Raw genomic sequence first — 19,775 nt, 5'->3', positions numbered from 1 at the left:
CTCTCATTACATGACATCACACACAGGATCATTTAATATTGAACAACAATTGTTCGATGCAGCCGCAAACTTTGTGCAGCAACGTTATCCTCAGGGATGGGGCGGTGCCGGTGCCGTCTATACCGAAGCTGGTTCCCTGTTGATTAGCGTAGCTCCAGAGGTCATCAACGATGCCACGCATCTATGTATGGAAACAGGAGCTTATCTGGAAGCCCACAAATTGAATGAACGCGTCACCCACTCCCTCTGTATCGCTCGTGATGACGAGCATTCGGAATTCAAGGTCCTTACACCCTGCGGCGTATGCCAGGAACGCTTGTTTTATTGGGGTGAAGAAGTGAAGGCTGCCGTATACGACCCTGCTGGTCAGTTGGTTTTCAAAAGACTGGATGAGATCCAACCTCACCATTGGTCCAAGGCATACAAGGATAAGTAAGTTGTCTCCCCGCTTAAGAGCGACGGAGATCCACAGGATTCCTATCCTTAAGTCGCATGGTATAAAATTAAAGTGTTGAGGCCGCAACCTTTCCGTTGCAAGTCTCAACACTTTTTTTCAATGGGGCGAAGCCTAAACTTGCGAATTATAGAAAGTGGCTTTATAATTGTAACCATATTAGTTTCAACTAAAAGGATGATGGAGGTTTTAATAAAATGAACATTGAGATATGGTCTGATTTTCTATGCCCTTTCTGTTATATCGGCAAACGCCGCCTGGAGAATGTGCTGCAACAGTTTCCACACCGTGATGAAGTGAAGCTGCAGTTCAAAAGCTTCGAGCTTGATCCAAATGCTGCATTGAACCCAGGCAAAACCAATACGGAATACCTGGCTTCCAAATATAATATTAGCGTGGAGCAGGCCCAAGGCATGAATGCCCAGATGAATGCCAATGCTCGCACGGCAGGACTGGAATACAATATCGATGCCATGATTCCTACCAATTCTTTCTCAGCTCACCGCTTGACACACTGGGCGGATACTCAAGGCAAAGCGCTTGAACTAAGCGAGCGCATATTCCAAGCTGTGTTCATTGAAGGTAAACACTCGGGAGACCCTGAGGTCTTGGCTCAGTTAGCAGAAGAAGTAGGCCTGGATCGTGATGCAGCTGCGGCAGTGCTGTCGAGTGATCAATTCACGGACAATGTTCGCGCCGACCAAGCGGAAGGTGAGCAACTGGGCATCCGTGGTGTACCGTTCTTCGTATTCGACCGCAAGTTCGCCGTATCAGGCGCTCAGCCTGACGAGGTATTCCTGGATGCCATTCAGAAAGCATGGGACGAGCGTTCCCCTTTCACCATGGTTGAATCCAGCACAACAGAAACAGACGGCAGCGGAGTCTGCACAGATGACGGTTGCGCAGTTCCACCATCCGATTCAAATAAATAACACAAAAGCAGCAGGATCGGGGAGTATCCCCGATCCTGCTGCTTTTTTATATGCTACACACCACTCAAGCTCATTGTATATATTTGTGTTTGATGAACAGTTACTGTGGAGGGGACGGAATCGATTCTGAAGAAGCGAAGCGTTCGCCTGAAAGCTTTCTGCAAGAAAGCTGCATCGGAAGCATAAGCTGTCTCCAAATTTTATCCTCTGAAACGAGGAATCAAAAAAAAATTTGGAGACAACAGCGATCAAAAGAACGATTCCGTAACCGGAACAACCACCAGTAGTTAATCAAACAATTATATTCAATTAGCGCCACCCACTCAATCCCAAAATAGCTGATCCGGATGTGGTCCCGTCCGCTTATCCGAATCCAGTGCATCAATCAGCTTCAACTCATCCGGTGACAATTCAAAGTCAAAGATGTCCGCATTCTCACGAATCCGCTCTGGCGTAACCGACTTCGGAATCGTCACAATCTGATTTTGAATGTCCCAACGCAGAATAATCTGCGCCGGTGTTTTCCCATATTTCTGGGCTAGTGCTTTGAGTGTCGACTCTTGGTTCAGCTTGCCCTTCATAATAGGACTCCATGCCTCCAGCTGAATTCCCTGCGCTCCGCAGAAATCCTGAAGTTCCTGCTGGATCAGACCCGGATGCAGCTCTACCTGATTCACCGCAGGCACCGTTCCACCTTCATCTATGATATCTTGCAAATGGTGTACTTGAAAGTTACTCACACCAATCGCACGAATGCTTCCTTCGCTATATAGACGTTCGAATGCTCTCCACGTCTCCTTATACTGGTCTCTGCCAGGCCAGTGAATTAAGTAAAGATCAATTACATTCAATCCAAGTGCTTTCTGACTCGCTTCAAATGCTCTCAACGTTGAATCAAATCCCTGATCCTCGTTCCAAAGCTTGGTCGTCACAAACAGTTCGTTACGGGCAACACCACTGCTTGCAATAGCTTGTCCTACTTCTTCCTCATTGCCATAGATGGACGCGGTATCAATACTGCGATATCCAACCTCCAAAGCCGTCTCGACCGCCTGTTGCACTTCCTTACCTTTTGCTTTATATGTTCCAAATCCTAGCCATGGCATCGTTACTCCGTTGTTCAGAATCGTACAATCTGTAATATGTTTTGTCATTCTGTACCTCCCGTATGGAATTTTGCCTGCTCTTGTTCTATTAACCTTCTCACAGAATTTTAAGCGACCATTCGACATACTGTCGGAGTAGACCCATCAATCGAGAGTTTTTGCAAAAGGCATGAAGAACCCGCAAAGCATCGCTGCCCTGCGGGTTCTGGTGTGAACAGGAACGTTATTGATTCCCTTGACCGTGCTGACTCTGGATGGAATTCAATCGTCTCTTCTCCTCGATGAACATCTCTTCTGCCAACTCAACACCTTGTCCTCCGAGCGAAAGCTCTGCTTGACGCATCGCCTGCTCCGTATGTGCCAAACGACGTTCCGCCTGTACAATGGTCTGTGCCGTCGGATGAGACATGGCCTGAGATACAGCATAATGAAGCTTGTTCACCGCATTTTGCGCCTGAGATACAGTAGTATCAGCCTGCAAACTGGAATCATAACGCTTCGGCATGAGTATTCCTCCTTGGGATGATCATGTTCCTGTTACCCCTTTAGGATGGATAACACAAGTCTTCCTTATTCCTCTTTTGTGTTTTTGTCGTAACCTTAACCTGTCTTGCTGCGTTTATTAAGTACTCATCCCCGGTCAGGAGGAATTCAATTGAAAAAAATAATAATAATTCTCTGCTTGTTGTCTTTAGTCATGTGGGTGCAAGGCTGTGCCCCTAAAACATACGAGATCAAAGGATATACAGGTTCATCCATAAACCCAGACATCCCTGTCCCAAGCAATGCAAAGCTCATTAAAGTCATAACTGATTCAGGCAATAGAAACATTAAAGATGGCGTGATGTATGAATTGAAACATATTGGGGGTGAGCAAGGACTATACCCGCCAATGGATTATTTTCAGAAGCTAGCGGATACAGGTTGGGTCGAATTGGAGGAAGAACGAATGGGTCATATACATTTTCTGAAAAAGGATACCACGGTCATTGCCATTGAAATTAGAGAAGATACCTTCGAAATTTATGAAATGATTAAGGGCACTGTATTCTAACGCAGCTTGTGTTCACTATTACTCAAGCGCAAAAAAGGAGAGGCACATCGCCCCTCCTTGCGGATGTTTGAACCCTTCGTTCAATTACCTTGTTATATCCTGTTACTTCACGAACTTTGCGACTTTGGCGAGCACTTCTTCTTCTGTCGGAGCACTAATGTACCGACCGTTGATAAAGACAAACGCACGTTTCGCGCAAGGACCGCAATAGGATTTGCACCCAATTTTGATCTCCGTGTCTGGAGCCATTTTCTGCAACTTGGGCACAATCGATTTCAGTCGGACATGATTACATTTTTCGCATACGCGGATATCGTTAGCCATGAGTTCCCCTTCTTCGCGCCCTTAGTGGTCGCCGTGATTACCTTGGGACGGATTCGTAATAACGAAGCCCTCTTCCGGGAAGTAGAGGTAGTCAATTTTAACACCGTTCAACAAAGGCTGATCATTCGCGAGAATGACATCAATCTCTTTATCGGTAGATACAACCGTATCATTTTCTTTTGGTGTGTCGATATCCAGGCCGTAGTGAGCATGGTCACCATGTGCATGGGTGATGACAACGCGCAGTTTTTTTCCTTCGTTCTCCGGCTTGTCCAATTCAAGCTTCAATACTTTAGCAGCATTACGCGTAATTTTGCAGTTCATTCTCTTCATCTCCTATATTGTAATTGCTGGTTTCAACAATTTCAGCAGTCTTAAACTACAGCATCTATTGTAAAGAAAGTTACCGCTCTTCGCAATAACATTGATGCGAATTCAATGTTAAACCTATCCATTTCCCCACAAATTAAGAAGGCGTCCCTTCCTGAAGCACAGGATATTTGCGTTCCGCACGGCTTACAAACCAGTTCATCAGAATCAACGTCACCCCGATATCATCGATGGGCATAAACGGCATGACGTCCGGAAGTACCCAGTACAACAGGGCTGGAATAATAAACAACAGCTTTTCTCCCAAAGGAATCTGCGGAGCCCGGAGCAGCCGGGGGAGCCTTTTGAAAACTTGTGTCCATCGTTTGAACGACAGCAGTCTTCTCCACTTCATTTGAATCCCTCCGTATAATAAATAATAAATATATGTCGCCAAAATGGCACATCCATTATTACCCGTTCAAAAACCATTCAGAACGAATGACATAGTATGTGATTTCAAAAAAATAAAAACGGAACGTCGCTCATAGCGTCCGTTCCTGTTATACGAATGATCTACCGTTAAGTTTCACACCTTCATAAGCAAGCCCTAACTCCATTACCCATTGGATAACAGTTCAGCCAGCAACATGCCGACTTCTATACAGATATCATCAAACTGTTCTATGGGAAGCGGATTAACACCCAATCCAACTTCCACCGTGAAGCCCGGTTTACCAAACGCTTGGATAAACCAGTCTTTGTATCCGGCATCACTGCCGCCAAGCTTCACTGCCTTGTAGCCCGAAGCTTTGGCGAGTCTGCGCGACAGCGGTGCACTCTCTCTGGGTTCCAGATCACGGTAGTTCCAATAGATCTCCTGTCCCTGACTATGAAGAGAGACAACCGCAGCGAAGGTGTGCTGCTGCGTCCACTGCGCAAGTGCCTGTGCCTCCGGTTCTGTCAATGGAGCTGTTCCTGCATAATCCCGGGGGCCAGGTGAGGTTAGACCTCTTCTCGCTGCCTCTTCATCCCAATGGGCGGGAAATTGATCATTCAGATCCACTCCTCTGATGTTGGCCTTCCAATGTGTAAAATGTGATCTGCCGGCATTCCAGGCTAACAACTGCTGTGCATGTGGATGCTGATTGACCACACCTTCCTGAACCAGTTCGACTCCGTCCGGATTAACCATCGGCACGGCCCAGAGTGTTGTTTCTTGCATCCATCGTTCTGTCTGGAATTGATGCCATGCCTTATGCGTGCTATATGACTGGGCATATTCTTCAATAAATTTCATCAGAACTGCCGTTGTCAGCCACTCATTAGCATGAACGGAAGCGTTAACATGAATATGTCTCTGTCCTTGCCCGATACGCAAATAAGGCAGTGACTTGCCCATGACACTTGTTCCGATTGAACCCGTCTCGATAAAAGGATATTGATTCTCAAGTTTGTCTATATCGTTGATTAATTCTCGATAACCGTACTCTCCCTGAATCTTTACAATAGTTTTTCCATTCGAAGCCGGAATATGAATACAGCGCCCAACCCAGTCGGCAATATTGGCGATTTCGGGATTGGCCTGGCGCAACACCTCTTCGTCCAGACCAAAGCGCGCTGCAATCCCCACTACACTTTCTCCAGGCGGTACAGCATACCTGCGACCTGTCCCGGGGACAATACGCAGCATCTGACCTGCCAGAAGGTAAGGCTGAGAGGCCGCTTCAGGGTTCAGTGCAGCAAGTAACTCTTTCGTCATATGATGTGCTGACGCAATTCTCGGCAGCGTATCTCCCCGCTGAACGATAATCCACTGCTGTTCCATGTTGTTCTCCTTTCCACAGGAAAAGACCGTTCTCCTGTCCGGTTCTCACCATTTTCGTGTCTGTAACATATGTATGCAGGCCAGGTTGTCCGTCATGTGACATGAATCATGCTCATTGCCTGTCGATGCAGAATCATGACAAAAAATCCCGGAACTCCACAGTTCCGGGATGTCGTACAGCCAATGTACATTAATTATAAGTCCTATTCATGCGTACTTTTGCGTATAACTATGGTAATTGCGTAACCTGCCAAACCACAGGGGTCTTCGAGATCTGCTCTCCCAACCATCGACGGGTGATATTCTGGAACATGCGTGGATCGCCAGTGCAGAAAAATTGATGCACCGGGGTCTCATCCCCACTGGCCAGCTTTCGTTTATCATATAAAATCGTACTGATTTCCCGTGCCGTTTCATCTGCCGAACTGATTAGCTTCACTTCCTGTCCCATAACATCCTGAATGGTGTCCATGAGAAAAGGATAGTGCGTACAACCCAGAATAAGACAATCTATTGGCTGTTGTTTGATCTCATCCAATGATTGCTCCACCGTATGTGTCGTGTGCTCGGAACGAAATTCACCTTGCTCCACCAACGGCACCAGCGCCGGACAAGCCTGACTGACCACATCGATATAGGGGGACAGCTGCTTGAGTGCCGATGTATAAGCCCCACTGCCAATGGTACCTACGGTACCAATCACACCAATGCGTCCTGTACGTGTCGCTGTGATAGCAGCCCGTGCTCCGGGATGTATAACACCGATGACAGGCACATTCACCTTGGCACGGATATAATCCAGCGCGGCTGCTGTCGCTGTGTTACAGGCGATAACGATAACCTTCGGATCGAATTGGATCAAGAAATCAACGATTTGTTCCGTAAATTGTTTCACTTGTTCGGACGAACGGGGTCCGTACGGTGTCCGGGCAGTATCCCCAAAATAAATGATCTTTTCCCGCGGGAGCTGACGCATCACTTCCTTGGCGACGGTCAATCCCCCCACACCGGAGTCTAATATAGCGATTGCTTGCTGCACGAACACACCGCTTCCTTCTTCATTGAATTGGTTCTCAAAACGATTGTTTCCAGAGCTTTCTTCCTACCGTATGAACATTCTGGCAAAAAGGTACCTACATCTTACCCGATTTCATCGCAGGGTTCAAATAAAATCCCGCGCACTGTGTCATCTCCGCATGGGCACACAACAAAGCAGGCTCTCCTCTAAATCGAGGAAAGCCTGCAATCCCAAGCTTTGCTTAGTTGTCGTCCTTGGACTCATCCACAGGAAGCTTCGCTACAATATCGATTCCGGACTCATCTGCTGCATTGTCCGTATTAGGTTCTGTAATGGCTGCCGAAATGCGAATTTCTTTGCCTTCAGTGCAGTTGCGCCAGGATTGAATATCCTGAATCACGACATCTGCAGTCTCTTTGACCTTGGATACGATCTGCGAACTTTGTTCTCCCACTTTGCCAGCCAGTTCCTGACCCTTCTCCGATACCTGACGAGCACCCTCTGTAATATCTTGACGAAGTTCGCGTCCTGATTTCGGTGCCAGCAACAATGCCGTTACTGAACCTACCACGGAGCCGATCAGAGCACCCCACAACAAACTTTTGTTAGAATCCTTCACGTCACATCTCTCCCTTTACTGTCGTTTAAGTACCGGATCAGAAGCAACGGCCTGTCGCTCACCCATCCGGGCGAATGCCTACTCTGTTGATGCATTATAAGCAGCACAGGCTTGACTTGACACTCCAGATGTTAAAAATAATCTGAACGTGCTCTTTGCACCCTTATTTTTCAGCTTTTCGCATAAACTCAAGTCTGGCGAGCCGGCTCCAGATCAGCCGCTGCATGCTCATCCCCAGGGTGCAAATCAACGACATAGCGTCCTGGTGCAATAAGTGCCGCCTGATGCTCACAACGCCAGCGACGTCCGCCGGAAGAACCCAGTGTCTGTCCATCCTGCAGAACATCCCCCTGATCAAATATGTAATACGCTGCACCCAGCAAGGTCTGGGCCACCGTATCCGGATCAAGACCGACGAAGTGACACTGTACATCAGGTACACCCAGCGCAGACAATCCTACTGTGTCCATGACCAACTCACGCTGTTCCTCTGTACCTCCAGCCTGATACATTCGAACGTTCATGGCCGCATACAGATGTTCCTCGCGTTCTTGAGCTTGCGCATATGCTTCCGGTTCAACCAGCTTATCACTGCCATACCAATACAGCGCATCACAGGTCAAGCTCTCCATGATTGCCAGTACAGTCTTCTGGAACAGCTCCAGGCGCTGTTTACGAGGCATGGCTGCTGTGAACATGTCATGTATCCGAATGGAGTAACGCGCAGCTTCTACAGCTTGTCCTGCCTCCGGCCAATGCCATGCTTGCTGTAAAGCCCCGCCAAAGCGTGCACGATCTGCAATTTCGTTGACAGGAAGCATACAGGTCTGTGCGGGGATATCTCCTTCCTGGAAAGATACCTTGTGGTTCAGATGATAGAAGACCAGCATTTCATGGTCCTGTTCTGCGCCACCTTGCTTCACATCCAGTCTGACTTGTCCTGTGTGACGAATCATCGCTTCTTGCAATCGCAGGCGATCCACCTCCGGACGTTCCCGGAACAAGAGTTCAACCATATATACCGGATGGAATCCGGAAGGTGTTTCATTTGCATCTTTACTTTCAGTATTTACTTCATTGAATTCTTTTGATTCATTTGATTCATTTGTCATGCGATTTCCCTCATTCCTTACGCTGTCCCTCGGGCTGTGCCGCATTGAAAGGACCAAGTTCTTTTTCCACGTACTCGCTAACCTGAGTAGTAAAATGTTCAAGTATAACCGGTAACTCTATGCTAATCGGATGAAGCTCAGACCGCTCCCAACTGTAATAATCCTGCACCAGCGGCTTACGTAACGTGACAAGCTGACGCAAAATCTCATAGGTCGCATGATCAAAAACCTTTTCTTCATAATTAATCTGAATAATATCATCATAGCTGCTTGCATCTCTCATGATGAAGCCGTCAATCAGATAACTCCCCACATCGGTAACAATCTCTATCGCCAGGTGAAGACAACGTTCCTGTACCATCCCCAGCATGAGACTGCCATCCCAGGCCTGAGCTGCCCGGCGAAGCCCTTCGGCCACTTCCGGTACAGCAGCAAGCCGGCGGGCAATCTGTTCTCTGTTCACATAATACATTCGTTCACTTCCCGTTCAGTGAGTTATCGGTTACGTTTCCCTCTTCGCTTAAGCCAGAATATCATCACAGGACAAGCGATCAGAAACACAATAAAAATATATAGAAATTCCATAACGTCTCTTAAATCGCTCATGCAGAGTCCCCTTTATCTCAACGTAGTGTGAATGACAGATTAGATTTCGTAGTCCACTGCAATCGACTGTTCTCTGACTTCGTTCATGTACTTGATTACTTCCTGATGAAGCGGGTGCACCTGATACGCCTGAAGATCCTCCAGTGACGCAAATTCCGCTGTGAGTGAAATGTCGAAGGATCTGTCCGAGCGGAGCACATCAATCCCGATTTCAAGTGAAATCAGAACATCAATTTTACCATCCAGATTGCGAAGCACCTGGGCAGCAGCTTCAATACTTTCTGCTGAGCGATCTTTCATTTTGAACAGGACAATATGTTTTATCATCTGAGCAAGCACCTCGTTTAGTATAATAGTAGAATTGAATGAATTTTCGTGTATCCAAAATATATCATAACGTTCTCTATTACGAAAGGATACTTGGAAACGTTCTCTTGAGATGAAAAACTAATCCGAACCGTTTCCTTTCGGTTCGGATTTCTCTTGAGATCCATCCTCCGTCTGTTTCGTGGATTCATTCTGCCAAGTTTGTCCTGTTTCAGACTGTGGCTTGGTGCTGTCCGTGGTTGGCTGCGGTTTGGACCATTCCCGATTTGTCAGATACTCCTGATCTTCCTGCTTCTTCAATACGGCAATGGCCTGTCTGAGCTTTCCTGGCAATGGAAGTCCGATTTTGGCATAATTCTCGGTGATCGAGATCAGTTCATTCACCAGATAGAAATAAATGGCTCCGCCTTTGATAATATCGGTTCCCATAAGCAGGTCAATTCGGTGGGCAAGCAAAACAACGGTAAGCATGAGCCCTTTTCGAGCAATCCCCCAGAACCCAATGTTACTATTCAATCCGGTCCCCGTTCTAACCGCCGCTGCCAAACCTGTGATATAATCCACAGCCATCGCGACCGCGAGTAGGCTCAGCAGTTGATCCCACCCGCCAAAAGCAAACGTAACAAATGCTCCCGAGATGGCAGCAAAGGTATTCACAGATAGATTCACGTTCCTCACCTCTCCCTTACACTTGAGTACCCTACAATATATGTAAGAGTAAGAGATTTGACAGGTCACATGTCATGCTGAACTTGCGGATTTATCATTTCAGATTTGTGCACATCCTCTTTGCAACCGGGCAACGAAAATCAACATGTTATTGGGGAATTCAGGGAAATAAACCGCATCATATCAACAAAAATTAGATAAAAGTTCTTTAGACCTATCAATGAGTAATTAGAACTATATTATTTTTAATCCTGTTCTAATTGTTCCCTCATTTTTAGTGAAACATTGTAATCTAGGAATATACTAGGATGTGAATTGCGCATGGTCTAGTTCGTAGTTCCCTCTTTATCGTGAATTGACGCATTGACGCATTTGTAACCGGTAAACCCGGCACTTGAAAGTACCCCGTTGTTTATTGTAGTATTTGGTTAAAAAAAATCGGAGGAAATATGCCTAATCAACCAGAACAACATTCCATCCAGGCGTGGTCTCTGATCAACCGTAAATACTTGGGAAAAGGCGTCCGTGTTAAACGATTCCGTAAACCGACACGCTGTCAAATCCGCAATCGTGTTCTTCTTGCCGTGCTGATGGCCAATGATATCAAGTTGTCCCAGCTCGCTGAAGACCTCTCCATCTCTTCACGCAGTGTCAGTGCGTGGGTGTACGAAGGACGGATACCCGGCAGTACCAATTTGGACAAAACTTGCCAACTACTCGGCTACCCGCGTCATATTCTCTTCAATGAAGAAGTGGTCCGTAATAGCCCTGTCATATGTCAACCCGAGTCATCTCGCTTCATGAAGCGTACGGTGACCCGTTCTCCGGTTAGTAACCGTATTTTGACAGGCTTGTGTATGGTCCATGATTTGTCGGTGACAGATGTCAGCCACTGGATCGGGGTTCATCCCGGCACTTTCCGCAAATGGCTGCATCAGGGAACGCTGCCTTCTGCTGCGTTTCAGGAACAAGCGGAGCAATTTTTCCGCATCCCGAAAACTATTTTGTTCGCAGATGTCATCTTGAAAGATCGTCGCAACAACTAAATAAGCGAACAGCCAAAAGGCTCTGCTCTCCCTGAAGGAGACCAGAGCCTTTTTAAATAAACGGTATCCCTTCTCTCCCGAACCTGAAGCACTCTCCTGGCTCTTCTGTCGGTAATGTCAGATAATCTCCCCTTCTCTGCCTTCTGCTTCCAAACAGAGCCATTATAGCCCTCTACAAGCCAAGCTTATACAACGCAAGAAGACCGTTATTCATGAAAAGTCATCCTTACCTTGTGTTCAGCACTTCGTTGATATATTTCAAACCGGTATATCGAGGACGAAGCGTATGCGCTGTTGTGAACGCATGCTCCACCATCTCCGAGGTTACACCCAATTGTTCAATAGTCACAGGTCCGCCTACTTGTTCCAACCATTCGATAAGCTGAGCAGCCTCTGGCAAATGGTCATATATTCCAAACACAGGCTCGCCCGATGTCTGTGCCAGTTCTTTATATTTTACAGTAAGTAATGCACAAGCTACGCCAACTTTGGCACCATGCAGAACCGGTCTGTCACCCGCTTGCATCAGATCCATCTCCAAGATGTGGGACAGATGGTGCTCACCTCCGGATGCCGGACGGGAATGGTCAATGATCAGCATGGAAATGCCGGAAACGATCAGCGCATCCATTAATACAGCTACTCCCTCAGCTCGTCCTTCAGCAATCGCTTGCACATGGTCTATACAGCTGTTCAGTGCTTCTTCTGTCATCCGATAAGCGACCGGACAGAACGGTTCCCCACCCAGATCACGAGAAACAATCCAGTCTGCAAGGGAAGTATATTTGCCAAGCATGTCTCCGAATCCGGCAGCCGTCATGACTTGGGGAGCTTGCTCCAGGATATTCATATCAGCAAAGATGGCCTCAGGCGGAACAGCCTGAAAGGTCCGTTTGACTCCGCTTACAATTAAGGGCGCACCTGCAGAGGTAAACCCATCCACTGAAGCCGCTGTCGGTATGGACAGAAATGGCTTGTTCATTTTGGAACATACAAATCGCACCAAATCATGAATGGTACCTGAACCCACGGCGATCACAGCCTGACTTTCCAGATTCACACCCAACATGACCTGTACAATAGCCGCTTCATCCGCAACGATATCACCCGTACGATTCTCCGGCAGAGCGATCTCATCCACATGAATTCCCGCTTCCCGTATACTGCTCAGGACATCAGACCCGGCGGCCCGTAATGTATGTCGATCATAAACAACCGTCACCCGATCATATTCTCGCTCAGACAAGTAACCTGGTAACCTCTGAATGGCCCCAGCTTCCAGATGAATCAGCATATCCACTTTTCGATGTTGATGACCGCAGTTGCACTCCTGTGCTTCCTCATTCCACGCTGCAATTCGTTCGTTCATATTCATCCGCTCTTACCCTCCCATATGAGATATCATGCATAATTACCTGATTAAAACCACAAAATGAGAAAAGGAAATACAATGTGATGATTTTCCTGATCACACTTTACTGCTTGTACCCAATATTTGCAAATCCATATCTCACATTTCCAAGTAGGTGAATCGATGAAATTAACCAAAGAATTAGGAATTTCGCTCGGATTTCTGGCCGGAACCACTTTTGGCAGTGGTGTAGCGTTTTTGTTTCGTCTCCAATCATTTGAAGTTGTTGCCAGTGTTACGCTATTCGGTATTGGAGGAGCTATTGCCGGGATCATCACGGCAGTCATTATGCGCCAGCGCCGAACTCAACACTAGAATGCCGATAGCAAAATATAGGCTTCACACTAATGATCCTGATCCACAAAATAAAAAAGGTTCGTGAATTGCCCTAGAGCAAATCACGAACCTTTTTTGTTAGATGCGGTCGAGAGGACTCGAACCTCCACGGGGGGTTAGCCCACACGGACCTGAACCGTGCGCGTCTGCCAATTCCGCCACGACCGCATAATATGTATCTCCTCATCCTTCGATGAAAAGCGTTCCGGTGAAGCAATTCCTTGTTTTACCGTAATTCAGAGTATACATGCTCCAAAATAAAATTGCAACTTCTTTTTTATCCATTCACGAATAGAACATATGTCCTTTTTTCTCAACTTCAAACAACCTATCGTAGCATTAAACAAAAACCATCCATACGAATGAAAAAATAAAGGAGAGATCCACTTTGAAAACAGCCAATCTTTGCTTTATCGGTGCCGGGTTTCATGCATCGACGAATATATATCCTTCTGTTGTTGAAGCCGGAGCGCAGATTCAGGCCATTGCCACACGCAGTACCGAACGTTCTGAAGCAGCTCTGCTGCGATTTGGGAGCAACGGAAAAGCGTATGACAACGCTCAACTTATGTTACAACAGGAACCTTGTGACGGAGTTGTTGTGGTTGCCCAGCCTGTAGACCAGACCGCTCTTGTCCTTGAATGTATTCGGGCTGGCAAAAATGTATACGTGGATAAGCCGCTCGGATGGAACGCAGCGGAAGCCGCCACTGTAGCAGAAGCTGCCGAGCAGGCTGGCGTCGTCGTCATGGTCGGTTTTATGAAACGTTATGCTCCGGTATATATGAAGCTCAAGGAACTCATTGATGGTGGTTCACTAGGTAAGGTTCGTTCATTTCAGATGAAATTCGCTGTGGACAGTACTCCATTTTGCAAGGATGAGGAGCAGTTCATGAAGCTCGCTGCCATTCATATGGTTGATCTGATGCGGTTCCTGTTTGGAGAAGCCGTGCGGGTTACAGGCACAACCGTGAAGGATGGGGAGCATATTAACCAGAGTATTTCCCTTGTATTTGAGAATAACATTGTGGGCAGTGCGTATTTCACAGGCATGAGTGCATGGTCACGGGAGAGCGAAAGTGTACTCGTCACCTTCGATAACGGATTTGCGTCAGCCGAAGAGATTAACACACTTACTGTTCATCAATCCCGCAGCTCGGATAACCTGCCCTGGAAATCTCTTGAGGAGCAAGATACTGTATATACCCCTTCTGGCTCCCCCATGTCTGGAGCTTATCGAGACCTTTATCTGCGTGGGTTCGTCGGCGAGATGGCTCATTTCATCGAATGTTGCCAGAATCAGTCTATCCCCCATTCCAGCGCCAAGGATAATATCGGGACGATGGCGCTATGCGACGCTATTCTATCGTCACTGAAGTGATGTATATACGTTCACCATTTTATACATCCAGAGAAGAGGAAATAATCATATGTTGGACACAGGCTTACTCATCATTCGTCTCGTAATTAGTTTCATTATGATCGGACATGCATGCAAGAAATTGTTTGGCTGGTTTGGTGGCGAGGGTGTACAAGGGACGGCTGAATTCTTCGGGGCGATTGGTCTGCAGCCTGCCAGGACCATGGCCGTGTGTGCCGGACTTGCTGAATTGATCGGTGGATTCCTGTTTGGAGCTGGTCTATGGATGATCATTGGTGTCGTTCTGCTCATGATTCCGATGATTGTAGCCATAGTCAAAGTGCACGCAGACAAAGGACTATGGAATCTGAACGGAGGATTCGAATATAATCTTGTGATGCTTGGATCGTTACTTGGTGTTGCCCTTGCTGGTGCCGGGGCTTATTCCCTCGATGCCCTGCTATAATATATCGTTTTATCACTACGGACCTCGATGTTTCGCAAGACGAAACCGGGGCTCTTTTTTTGACATACTCACATCTGGCTGCGCTAGGATTAGGGTTTATCATCTGAATAATAAGTGATATGCTCTTTCATGAACTATACGGACTTCATGTGATATAACCACCCAAATGGATACCATAGACATTCACCGTATAATGGAGGTGCACTTAAAATGAAAAAGGACGCAACCAAGGCATGTCCCGCGCCATACGGCTGTTCCGTGGAAGTTACACTTAGTGTGATCGGAGGCAAATGGAAAGGCGCCATTTTGTATCACTTATTCTCCGGTCCATTGCGATTTAACGAGATCCGCAAATTGTTTCCTGACATCACCCAGCGTATGCTCACCCTGCAGCTTCGAGAGTTGGAGGGCAGCGGAATTGTTCATCGTGAAATATACCCCCAGATTCCACCTAAAGTGGAGTATTCCCTCACACCATTTGGCGAAACGCTACGGCCGATCATCTTCAGCATGCGAGATTGGGGAGAAACGTATACGAATGAGGTTCTGGCCAGATCCTCACAAGAGGTATAAAAGACAAAAGAAGCTGCCCCTTCTTCCTAGGGATCAGCTTCTTTGCTTATTTGATAACCGTCTGGATCGTAACTGTACGGTTACGCCCCTCTTCCTTCGCTTGATACAACGCATTATCTGCCAAGTGAAATAATTCTGTCGCTGCTGTGGAGTGCTTCGGATATTCAGCAATCCCAGCCGAGATCGTGACGGAACGATCAATAGGCAAAATACTTTCCTCGACCGTTATTCGGATACGTTCAGCAATCTCAAATGCCACGTTAGACTCGGAATTCCTTAACAAGACTACGAATTCCTCTCCACCAAACCGGGCGCAGACATCTTCTGGTCGGACAGACAATTGAATGATATTGGCAATGTGTTTCAGCACTTCATCCCCTGCATGATGCCCGAATGTATCATTAATGGATTTGAAGCGGTCAATATCCAGAACAATAATGGAGAATGGAACTTCGTTCTGTATCCAATCCTGGATGACCTCTTCGAAAGTTCTGCGATTGTTCATGCCAGTTAAGACATCTGTTCTGGCGTCATAGGCCAGCTGGTTCGTCTGCTTCCTAAAGTTCGCCATTGCGCCAACCACTGTTCGTGTGAGAAGATCTGCCTCTCTGTTCCAGTGAGGCTTCATCACAGGCAGCTCCACTTGTCCCTTATCAACCTGATTCACCAAATCCGCCAACATAGCAAAAGGACTAGCCAGCTTGCGTGCAACCCGCACTACAATAAGCGTCAGAATCAGGAAAGGCACTGAAGTGTATAACAACAACATACGGATATGATGATTTAACTGATCGTAGACCGTTTGGGTTGGTGACACAATCACGACGCCCCAGTCTGTTGAGGGGACTTTGTAATAACCCGCAAGTGAATCCACACCTGCCAGGTTCTTGTATTGTTCTTTCCCCGTCTCGTCTTGGAGCAGCTTCTGCACTACTTCATTCTTACTGACATTTTCACCAATTCGATTCGTGTTCGGATGAAATAACAAGGTACCCTTCTGATCTACAATAAAAAAGTAGGAACCATTGCTTGTCTTGAGCTGACTCCCAAACGAGAGACTCAAAATATTATCTTCTTGCAAAAAAATATTTCCACCGATCGTCCCTTGATACGTTCCCGATGAATCGAAGATCGGTTCACTGACAAATACAATTCGGCGCTTCGTTCTTGGCGTCTGGTATGCTTCGGAGATATATGAAGCCCTTGCTTTAATCGCCGCTTTTGCTGCATCGGAACTAACATGCTGACCTACGCTGGCCTGTGAATAGGGTGATATGGACCTGACTACTCCCGTTTCATCCACCAGAGCTACAGAGTTGAAGAAGTTACTGCTATTGCGGATCAAGTCCAGGGTGGAATTCAACTGATCCGTATCAGAGTAGTCCATCTCCGTGAAATACTTGGCTGCATATTTCAAGCTATCCTGCATGGAATAAAAAAGCGAATCCAGCGTTTGGCTCATTTGCACTGCGCTCGCATAATTCAACGACAAGGTGTTATCAATAAGTGATTGTTTCTGAGATGTATAAGATGAGATGACCATGATAGTCAATGTCATTAAAACTGAGATGGTGACCAACCCGCCGAGCAAAGCCGTAAGACTGATCTTCTTGATATTTTTTATTTTTCTTCGTAATCTGGATGTTCTGTTCTCTGCGATCATGTTATAACTTCCCCCGGATTTTCATGAAAAGGCATGTTCCCTCTATCTTATACGAAAGTTGTTAAGATCAAATAAAGAGTTTGTGAAGTCTTAACAATTACATCGTAAGATTGACGATTTAATGACATTTTACTTTTCCTGGCAGGATTACTGTTCAGGCTCTACCTGAATCAACAATGATATATCCTTCTTCCGGCTCCTGTTCAACAAACCCTGCCATGTGCCGAATTTGAAATTCGATCGGGTGATGACTGCCTATCAGAATACGGTTTTGGACTTCGTCCGCTGTTTCAGCGGGTAATGCGAATGCACGTGTATAGGCAAACTGTCCCTGAAGTGTCGTATAGATCGCATTGACAAGCCGATCGTTGCCCGCACGCCCGAACACATTAAGAATCACAGATCCATCCGAGTCCAGCTTGTCCTTGACCATCGCAAAAAAATCACTGGATATAAACTGCTCAGGTGTACCCGTTGCCGTAAAGGCATCAATAATAATATAATCATATGTCCCAGCAGGTTCCTGTCCTAATAATTCACGACCATCCCCAATGAGCACAGGGCTTCCCTCATATCCAAAAAAGGTCTGGCTCAACTCTACGACTTCTGCGTCCAGCTCAGCCACCTTGACCTGACGATCAGACAAGTAGGTTGGCAATGTGCCAATACCATGTCCCACCACAAATACGGTATCAAATTCAGGATCATTTCGCTCCATTAGATGCGCTATCGCTCTGGGATACTCCAGCACCATCCGGGCAGGCTCATCCAGATCCATTGCGCCCTGCACAGCTGCGTTGGAGAATTCTAATACACGAAACCGTCCCTTCTCTCCATAAAGCCTTTTTGTATCATATACCGTCAGCTCATGCTGTTCACTTTTATTTCGATACAGAACTCTCACTAACCGTTCTCCCTTCATTCTCTGGCTGCTAATTCATCGCCTATCATCATTCTATTATAAGGGATGACAACGCACCACCCTATACTTGAATACGGGTCAAAGAACAACAAAAGACCGTTCCTGATTGCACGGAAACGGCCTTTATATGCACCTTTCAACATGTGTTAAGACCCTATCGCCTCATGCAGTGCCTGGACATACTCTACGCCCAGATTCGAGAGAGAAGTACTCTTGTGACTTATCCAGCCTACATTAATGGTTTCCTCGCATTCCAGCGGAACAGGAATAATCTCATTGCCGTTCAAGTCTGAGCTGAGTACTCCAGTAGAGATCGTATAACCATTCAAACCAATCAGCAGGTTAAACAACGTTGCGCGGTCATTGACCTGTATGCTTTTGGGATGAGATAACGTACTCAGAATTTCTTCGGAAAAATGAAAGGAATTGTACTCCCCCTGGTCAAAGGACAGGTACGGATAATCCTGCAGTTGCTCAATCGCAACCGACTCCTGCTTCGCGAGCGGGTTCTTCACACTGATAAAGATATGGGGCTTGGCTGTGAACAGGCTCGTGAAAACCAAGCCTGCATCTTTTAACAATTTGTTAATCACCTTGGCATTGAACTCATTCAAATACAGGATGCCAATTTCACTTCGCAGGCTTTTCACATCCTGGATAATCTCATAGGTCTTCGTCTCCCGAAGCGCCAATTCGTATTCATCCTGACCATACTGCTGCACCAAACGAACAAAGGCATTCACCGCAAACGCATAGTGCTGTGTCGATACGGAGAAATGCTGCGGCGATGGTTTCGCGTTCAGATACCGGTTTTCCAGCAGTTCGGCTTGCTCCACCACCTGACGTGCATAACTGAGAAACTCGACGCCTTCTTTGGACAACGATATGCCCTTATTGGTACGTTCAAAAATGGTAATGCGCAGTTCCTGCTCCAGATCCCGAATGGCATTCGACAAGCTGGGTTGCGAGATAAATAGCCGTTTGGCCGCTTCATTCATCGAGCCACGCGTCGCCACTTCAATTACATATTTTAATTGTTGTAAGGTCAAGGTTGAACTCCTCTTTTCGATATCATTGTACGATCAGGAGAAAATGTTCTTTTTCTCAAACACAGACATCTGATTCTCCTCGGTAATAGGGCATACATCAGGATACATACTTCGTTTATCCAACTTCTCGTCGATAAAATCAACCACCTGCTGTAGCGAAGCAATCTGTGCTTCAACCTTCTTTCGATGGTTCACCAGCATCTCCCGTTCCTCCGGGAAATCTGCCAGATCCGAATCCATGGACATCTGTAGATAAGGCTTCATTTCCTCCAGAGACATGCCTGTCTTTTTCAGGCAAGTAATCAACTTCATCGTATGAATATCCTCCCGGCGGTATACCCGATGGCGATTGGTTTTGCGTTCAGCTCGGGGAAGCAGTCCGATCTTCTCATAGTAACGAATCGTATCTTCCGATAATCCGGCCTGTTCTGACGTTTCTTTAATGGAGAACACTTCATTATGGCTCACCCTATGGCCCTCCTCCGCATTGATCTCTCTCCATATTACAACTTGGAGTCAGCTCCAAGTCAAGCATGATTCGTTCCAATCTACCCTCTTGACTTGGAGTCGACTCCAAGTTATAGAATGAGC

Annotated in this window: 24 protein-coding genes, 1 tRNA gene and 1 pseudogene; 8 read left to right on the top strand and 18 right to left on the bottom strand. The window is 46.6% G+C overall.

The window, feature by feature from the left end:
* Positions 1-10: 10 nt before the first annotated feature.
* A complete protein-coding gene (locus MKX75_RS09745) occupies positions 11-436 on the top strand; it encodes a cytidine deaminase (protein WP_076330382.1) in 426 nt (141 codons plus the stop codon).
* A gap of 215 nt (positions 437-651) precedes the next feature.
* Positions 652-1,386, top strand: coding sequence for a DsbA family oxidoreductase (locus MKX75_RS09740; RefSeq protein WP_339169438.1), 735 nt, complete (start codon positions 652-654; stop codon positions 1,384-1,386).
* A 323-nt stretch (positions 1,387-1,709) separates the two neighbouring features.
* Here the strand turns inward: MKX75_RS09740 and MKX75_RS09735 are convergent, their stop codons facing one another.
* Positions 1,710-2,540, bottom strand: a complete 831-nt coding sequence (locus MKX75_RS09735; RefSeq protein WP_062833610.1) for an aldo/keto reductase — start codon at positions 2,538-2,540, stop codon at positions 1,710-1,712.
* Between the two features lie 175 nt (positions 2,541-2,715).
* Complete coding sequence (locus MKX75_RS09730) at positions 2,716-2,997, bottom strand: hypothetical protein (protein WP_076330379.1); 282 nt, start codon at positions 2,995-2,997, stop codon at positions 2,716-2,718.
* A gap of 150 nt (positions 2,998-3,147) precedes the next feature.
* Here MKX75_RS09730 and MKX75_RS09725 point away from each other — a divergent pair, with 150 nt between their 5' ends.
* Positions 3,148-3,546, top strand: coding sequence for a hypothetical protein (locus MKX75_RS09725; protein WP_339169437.1), 399 nt, complete (start codon positions 3,148-3,150; stop codon positions 3,544-3,546).
* 102 nt (positions 3,547-3,648) lie between these two features.
* Here MKX75_RS09725 and MKX75_RS09720 read toward each other — a convergent pair whose 3' ends face one another.
* From MKX75_RS09720 to MKX75_RS09675, 10 genes and pseudogenes are all read right to left on the bottom strand, one after another.
* Complete coding sequence (locus tag MKX75_RS09720) at positions 3,649-3,870, bottom strand: DUF1450 domain-containing protein (RefSeq protein ID WP_017689421.1); 222 nt, start codon at positions 3,868-3,870, stop codon at positions 3,649-3,651.
* Between the two features lie 21 nt (positions 3,871-3,891).
* Complete coding sequence (locus tag MKX75_RS09715) at positions 3,892-4,194, bottom strand: heme biosynthesis protein HemY (RefSeq protein WP_036609727.1); 303 nt, start codon at positions 4,192-4,194, stop codon at positions 3,892-3,894.
* Between the two features lie 142 nt (positions 4,195-4,336).
* Positions 4,337-4,594, bottom strand: a complete 258-nt coding sequence (locus tag MKX75_RS09710; RefSeq protein ID WP_036670081.1) for a hypothetical protein — start codon at positions 4,592-4,594, stop codon at positions 4,337-4,339.
* 204 nt (positions 4,595-4,798) lie between these two features.
* Positions 4,799-6,007 carry a M14 family metallopeptidase gene (locus MKX75_RS09705; protein WP_339169436.1) on the bottom strand — a complete coding sequence of 403 codons (1,209 nt, stop codon included), beginning with the start codon at positions 6,005-6,007 and terminating at the stop codon, positions 4,799-4,801.
* Between the two features lie 229 nt (positions 6,008-6,236).
* Complete coding sequence (racE, locus tag MKX75_RS09700; protein ID WP_062835969.1) at positions 6,237-7,046, bottom strand: glutamate racemase; 810 nt, start codon at positions 7,044-7,046, stop codon at positions 6,237-6,239.
* A 220-nt stretch (positions 7,047-7,266) separates the two neighbouring features.
* Positions 7,267-7,644, bottom strand: coding sequence for a YtxH domain-containing protein (locus MKX75_RS09695; protein WP_339169434.1), 378 nt, complete (start codon positions 7,642-7,644; stop codon positions 7,267-7,269).
* 188 nt (positions 7,645-7,832) lie between these two features.
* A complete protein-coding gene (locus MKX75_RS09690) occupies positions 7,833-8,756 on the bottom strand; it encodes a DUF4261 domain-containing protein (RefSeq protein ID WP_339169433.1) in 924 nt (307 codons plus the stop codon).
* Positions 8,757-8,766: 10 nt separating this feature from the next.
* Positions 8,767-9,228, bottom strand: a complete 462-nt coding sequence (locus tag MKX75_RS09685) for a HepT-like ribonuclease domain-containing protein (RefSeq protein ID WP_339169431.1) — start codon at positions 9,226-9,228, stop codon at positions 8,767-8,769.
* Between the two features lie 173 nt (positions 9,229-9,401).
* The gene (locus MKX75_RS09680; RefSeq protein WP_339169430.1) at positions 9,402-9,689 is read right to left on the bottom strand and encodes a Dabb family protein; all 288 of its coding nucleotides are present in this window, start codon (positions 9,687-9,689) and stop codon (positions 9,402-9,404) included.
* 285 nt (positions 9,690-9,974) lie between these two features.
* A pseudogene (locus MKX75_RS09675) lies at positions 9,975-10,358 on the bottom strand (phage holin family protein); the annotation flags it as partial.
* Between the two features lie 449 nt (positions 10,359-10,807).
* Here MKX75_RS09675 and MKX75_RS09670 point away from each other — a divergent pair.
* Positions 10,808-11,404, top strand: a complete 597-nt coding sequence (locus MKX75_RS09670; RefSeq protein WP_017689431.1) for a helix-turn-helix transcriptional regulator — start codon at positions 10,808-10,810, stop codon at positions 11,402-11,404.
* 226 nt (positions 11,405-11,630) lie between these two features.
* Here MKX75_RS09670 and MKX75_RS09665 read toward each other — a convergent pair whose 3' ends face one another.
* Positions 11,631-12,779 (bottom strand): sn-glycerol-1-phosphate dehydrogenase, encoded by a 1,149-nt coding sequence (locus MKX75_RS09665; RefSeq protein WP_083679411.1) that lies wholly within the window; start codon positions 12,777-12,779, stop codon positions 11,631-11,633.
* Between the two features lie 159 nt (positions 12,780-12,938).
* On the opposite strand from MKX75_RS09665, the gene MKX75_RS09660 reads away from it, so the two are divergent.
* The gene (locus tag MKX75_RS09660; protein WP_076330372.1) at positions 12,939-13,130 is read left to right on the top strand and encodes a hypothetical protein; all 192 of its coding nucleotides are present in this window, start codon (positions 12,939-12,941) and stop codon (positions 13,128-13,130) included.
* A 104-nt stretch (positions 13,131-13,234) separates the two neighbouring features.
* On the opposite strand, the gene MKX75_RS09655 is transcribed toward MKX75_RS09660, so the two are convergent.
* Positions 13,235-13,319, bottom strand: a tRNA-Leu gene (locus MKX75_RS09655).
* Positions 13,320-13,539: 220 nt separating this feature from the next.
* Here MKX75_RS09655 and MKX75_RS09650 point away from each other — a divergent pair.
* The 3 genes from MKX75_RS09650 (at position 13,540) to MKX75_RS09640 (ending at position 15,550) form a co-directional block, all read left to right on the top strand.
* The gene (locus MKX75_RS09650; protein WP_062833600.1) at positions 13,540-14,532 is read left to right on the top strand and encodes a Gfo/Idh/MocA family oxidoreductase; all 993 of its coding nucleotides are present in this window, start codon (positions 13,540-13,542) and stop codon (positions 14,530-14,532) included.
* A gap of 49 nt (positions 14,533-14,581) precedes the next feature.
* Positions 14,582-14,977, top strand: a complete 396-nt coding sequence (locus tag MKX75_RS09645; RefSeq protein WP_076330371.1) for a DoxX family protein — start codon at positions 14,582-14,584, stop codon at positions 14,975-14,977.
* A 210-nt stretch (positions 14,978-15,187) separates the two neighbouring features.
* Positions 15,188-15,550, top strand: a complete 363-nt coding sequence (locus MKX75_RS09640) for a helix-turn-helix domain-containing protein (RefSeq protein ID WP_062833598.1) — start codon at positions 15,188-15,190, stop codon at positions 15,548-15,550.
* Positions 15,551-15,596: 46 nt separating this feature from the next.
* Here MKX75_RS09640 and MKX75_RS09635 read toward each other — a convergent pair whose 3' ends face one another.
* The 4 genes from MKX75_RS09635 to MKX75_RS09620 form a co-directional block, all read right to left on the bottom strand.
* Positions 15,597-17,213, bottom strand: a complete 1,617-nt coding sequence (locus MKX75_RS09635) for a sensor domain-containing diguanylate cyclase (RefSeq protein ID WP_076330370.1) — start codon at positions 17,211-17,213, stop codon at positions 15,597-15,599.
* Between the two features lie 154 nt (positions 17,214-17,367).
* Positions 17,368-18,117, bottom strand: a complete 750-nt coding sequence (locus tag MKX75_RS09630; protein WP_339169427.1) for a fused MFS/spermidine synthase — start codon at positions 18,115-18,117, stop codon at positions 17,368-17,370.
* Between the two features lie 164 nt (positions 18,118-18,281).
* The gene (locus MKX75_RS09625) at positions 18,282-19,184 is read right to left on the bottom strand and encodes a LysR family transcriptional regulator (RefSeq protein ID WP_062833595.1); all 903 of its coding nucleotides are present in this window, start codon (positions 19,182-19,184) and stop codon (positions 18,282-18,284) included.
* 33 nt (positions 19,185-19,217) lie between these two features.
* Positions 19,218-19,652: a MerR family transcriptional regulator gene (locus MKX75_RS09620; RefSeq protein WP_339169426.1), complete on the bottom strand. Its 435-nt coding sequence runs from the start codon at positions 19,650-19,652 to the stop codon at positions 19,218-19,220.
* Positions 19,653-19,775 lie beyond the last annotated feature (123 nt).

It is taken from the genome of Paenibacillus sp. FSL R5-0341 (assembly GCF_037975235.1).
Classification (GTDB): Bacteria; Bacillota; Bacilli; order Paenibacillales; family Paenibacillaceae; genus Paenibacillus; species Paenibacillus amylolyticus_A.
This window is presented reverse-complemented; position numbering and strand designations above follow the sequence as displayed.

What these genes read in the sequence shown, in the direction of transcription:
- MKX75_RS09745 (WP_076330382.1), top strand. Translation starts at nt 11, where the DNA reads ATGACATCACACACAGGATCATTTAATATTGAACAACAATTGTTCGAT.
- MKX75_RS09740 (WP_339169438.1), top strand. Translation starts at nt 652, where the DNA reads ATGAACATTGAGATATGGTCTGATTTTCTATGCCCTTTCTGTTATATC.
- MKX75_RS09735 (WP_062833610.1), bottom strand. Translation starts at nt 2,540, where the DNA reads ATGACAAAACATATTACAGATTGTACGATTCTGAACAACGGAGTAACG.
- MKX75_RS09730 (WP_076330379.1), bottom strand. Translation starts at nt 2,997, where the DNA reads ATGCCGAAGCGTTATGATTCCAGTTTGCAGGCTGATACTACTGTATCT.
- MKX75_RS09720 (WP_017689421.1), bottom strand. Translation starts at nt 3,870, where the DNA reads ATGGCTAACGATATCCGCGTATGCGAAAAATGTAATCATGTCCGACTG.
- MKX75_RS09715 (WP_036609727.1), bottom strand. Translation starts at nt 4,194, where the DNA reads ATGAACTGCAAAATTACGCGTAATGCTGCTAAAGTATTGAAGCTTGAA.
- MKX75_RS09710 (WP_036670081.1), bottom strand. Translation starts at nt 4,594, where the DNA reads ATGAAGTGGAGAAGACTGCTGTCGTTCAAACGATGGACACAAGTTTTC.
- MKX75_RS09705 (WP_339169436.1), bottom strand. Translation starts at nt 6,007, where the DNA reads ATGGAACAGCAGTGGATTATCGTTCAGCGGGGAGATACGCTGCCGAGA.
- MKX75_RS09690 (WP_339169433.1), bottom strand. Translation starts at nt 8,756, where the DNA reads ATGACAAATGAATCAAATGAATCAAAAGAATTCAATGAAGTAAATACT.
- MKX75_RS09685 (WP_339169431.1), bottom strand. Translation starts at nt 9,228, where the DNA reads ATGTATTATGTGAACAGAGAACAGATTGCCCGCCGGCTTGCTGCTGTA.
- MKX75_RS09680 (WP_339169430.1), bottom strand. Translation starts at nt 9,689, where the DNA reads ATGATAAAACATATTGTCCTGTTCAAAATGAAAGATCGCTCAGCAGAA.
- MKX75_RS09670 (WP_017689431.1), top strand. Translation starts at nt 10,808, where the DNA reads ATGCCTAATCAACCAGAACAACATTCCATCCAGGCGTGGTCTCTGATC.
- MKX75_RS09665 (WP_083679411.1), bottom strand. Translation starts at nt 12,779, where the DNA reads ATGAATATGAACGAACGAATTGCAGCGTGGAATGAGGAAGCACAGGAG.
- MKX75_RS09660 (WP_076330372.1), top strand. Translation starts at nt 12,939, where the DNA reads ATGAAATTAACCAAAGAATTAGGAATTTCGCTCGGATTTCTGGCCGGA.
- MKX75_RS09645 (WP_076330371.1), top strand. Translation starts at nt 14,582, where the DNA reads ATGTTGGACACAGGCTTACTCATCATTCGTCTCGTAATTAGTTTCATT.
- MKX75_RS09640 (WP_062833598.1), top strand. Translation starts at nt 15,188, where the DNA reads ATGAAAAAGGACGCAACCAAGGCATGTCCCGCGCCATACGGCTGTTCC.
- MKX75_RS09635 (WP_076330370.1), bottom strand. Translation starts at nt 17,213, where the DNA reads ATGATCGCAGAGAACAGAACATCCAGATTACGAAGAAAAATAAAAAAT.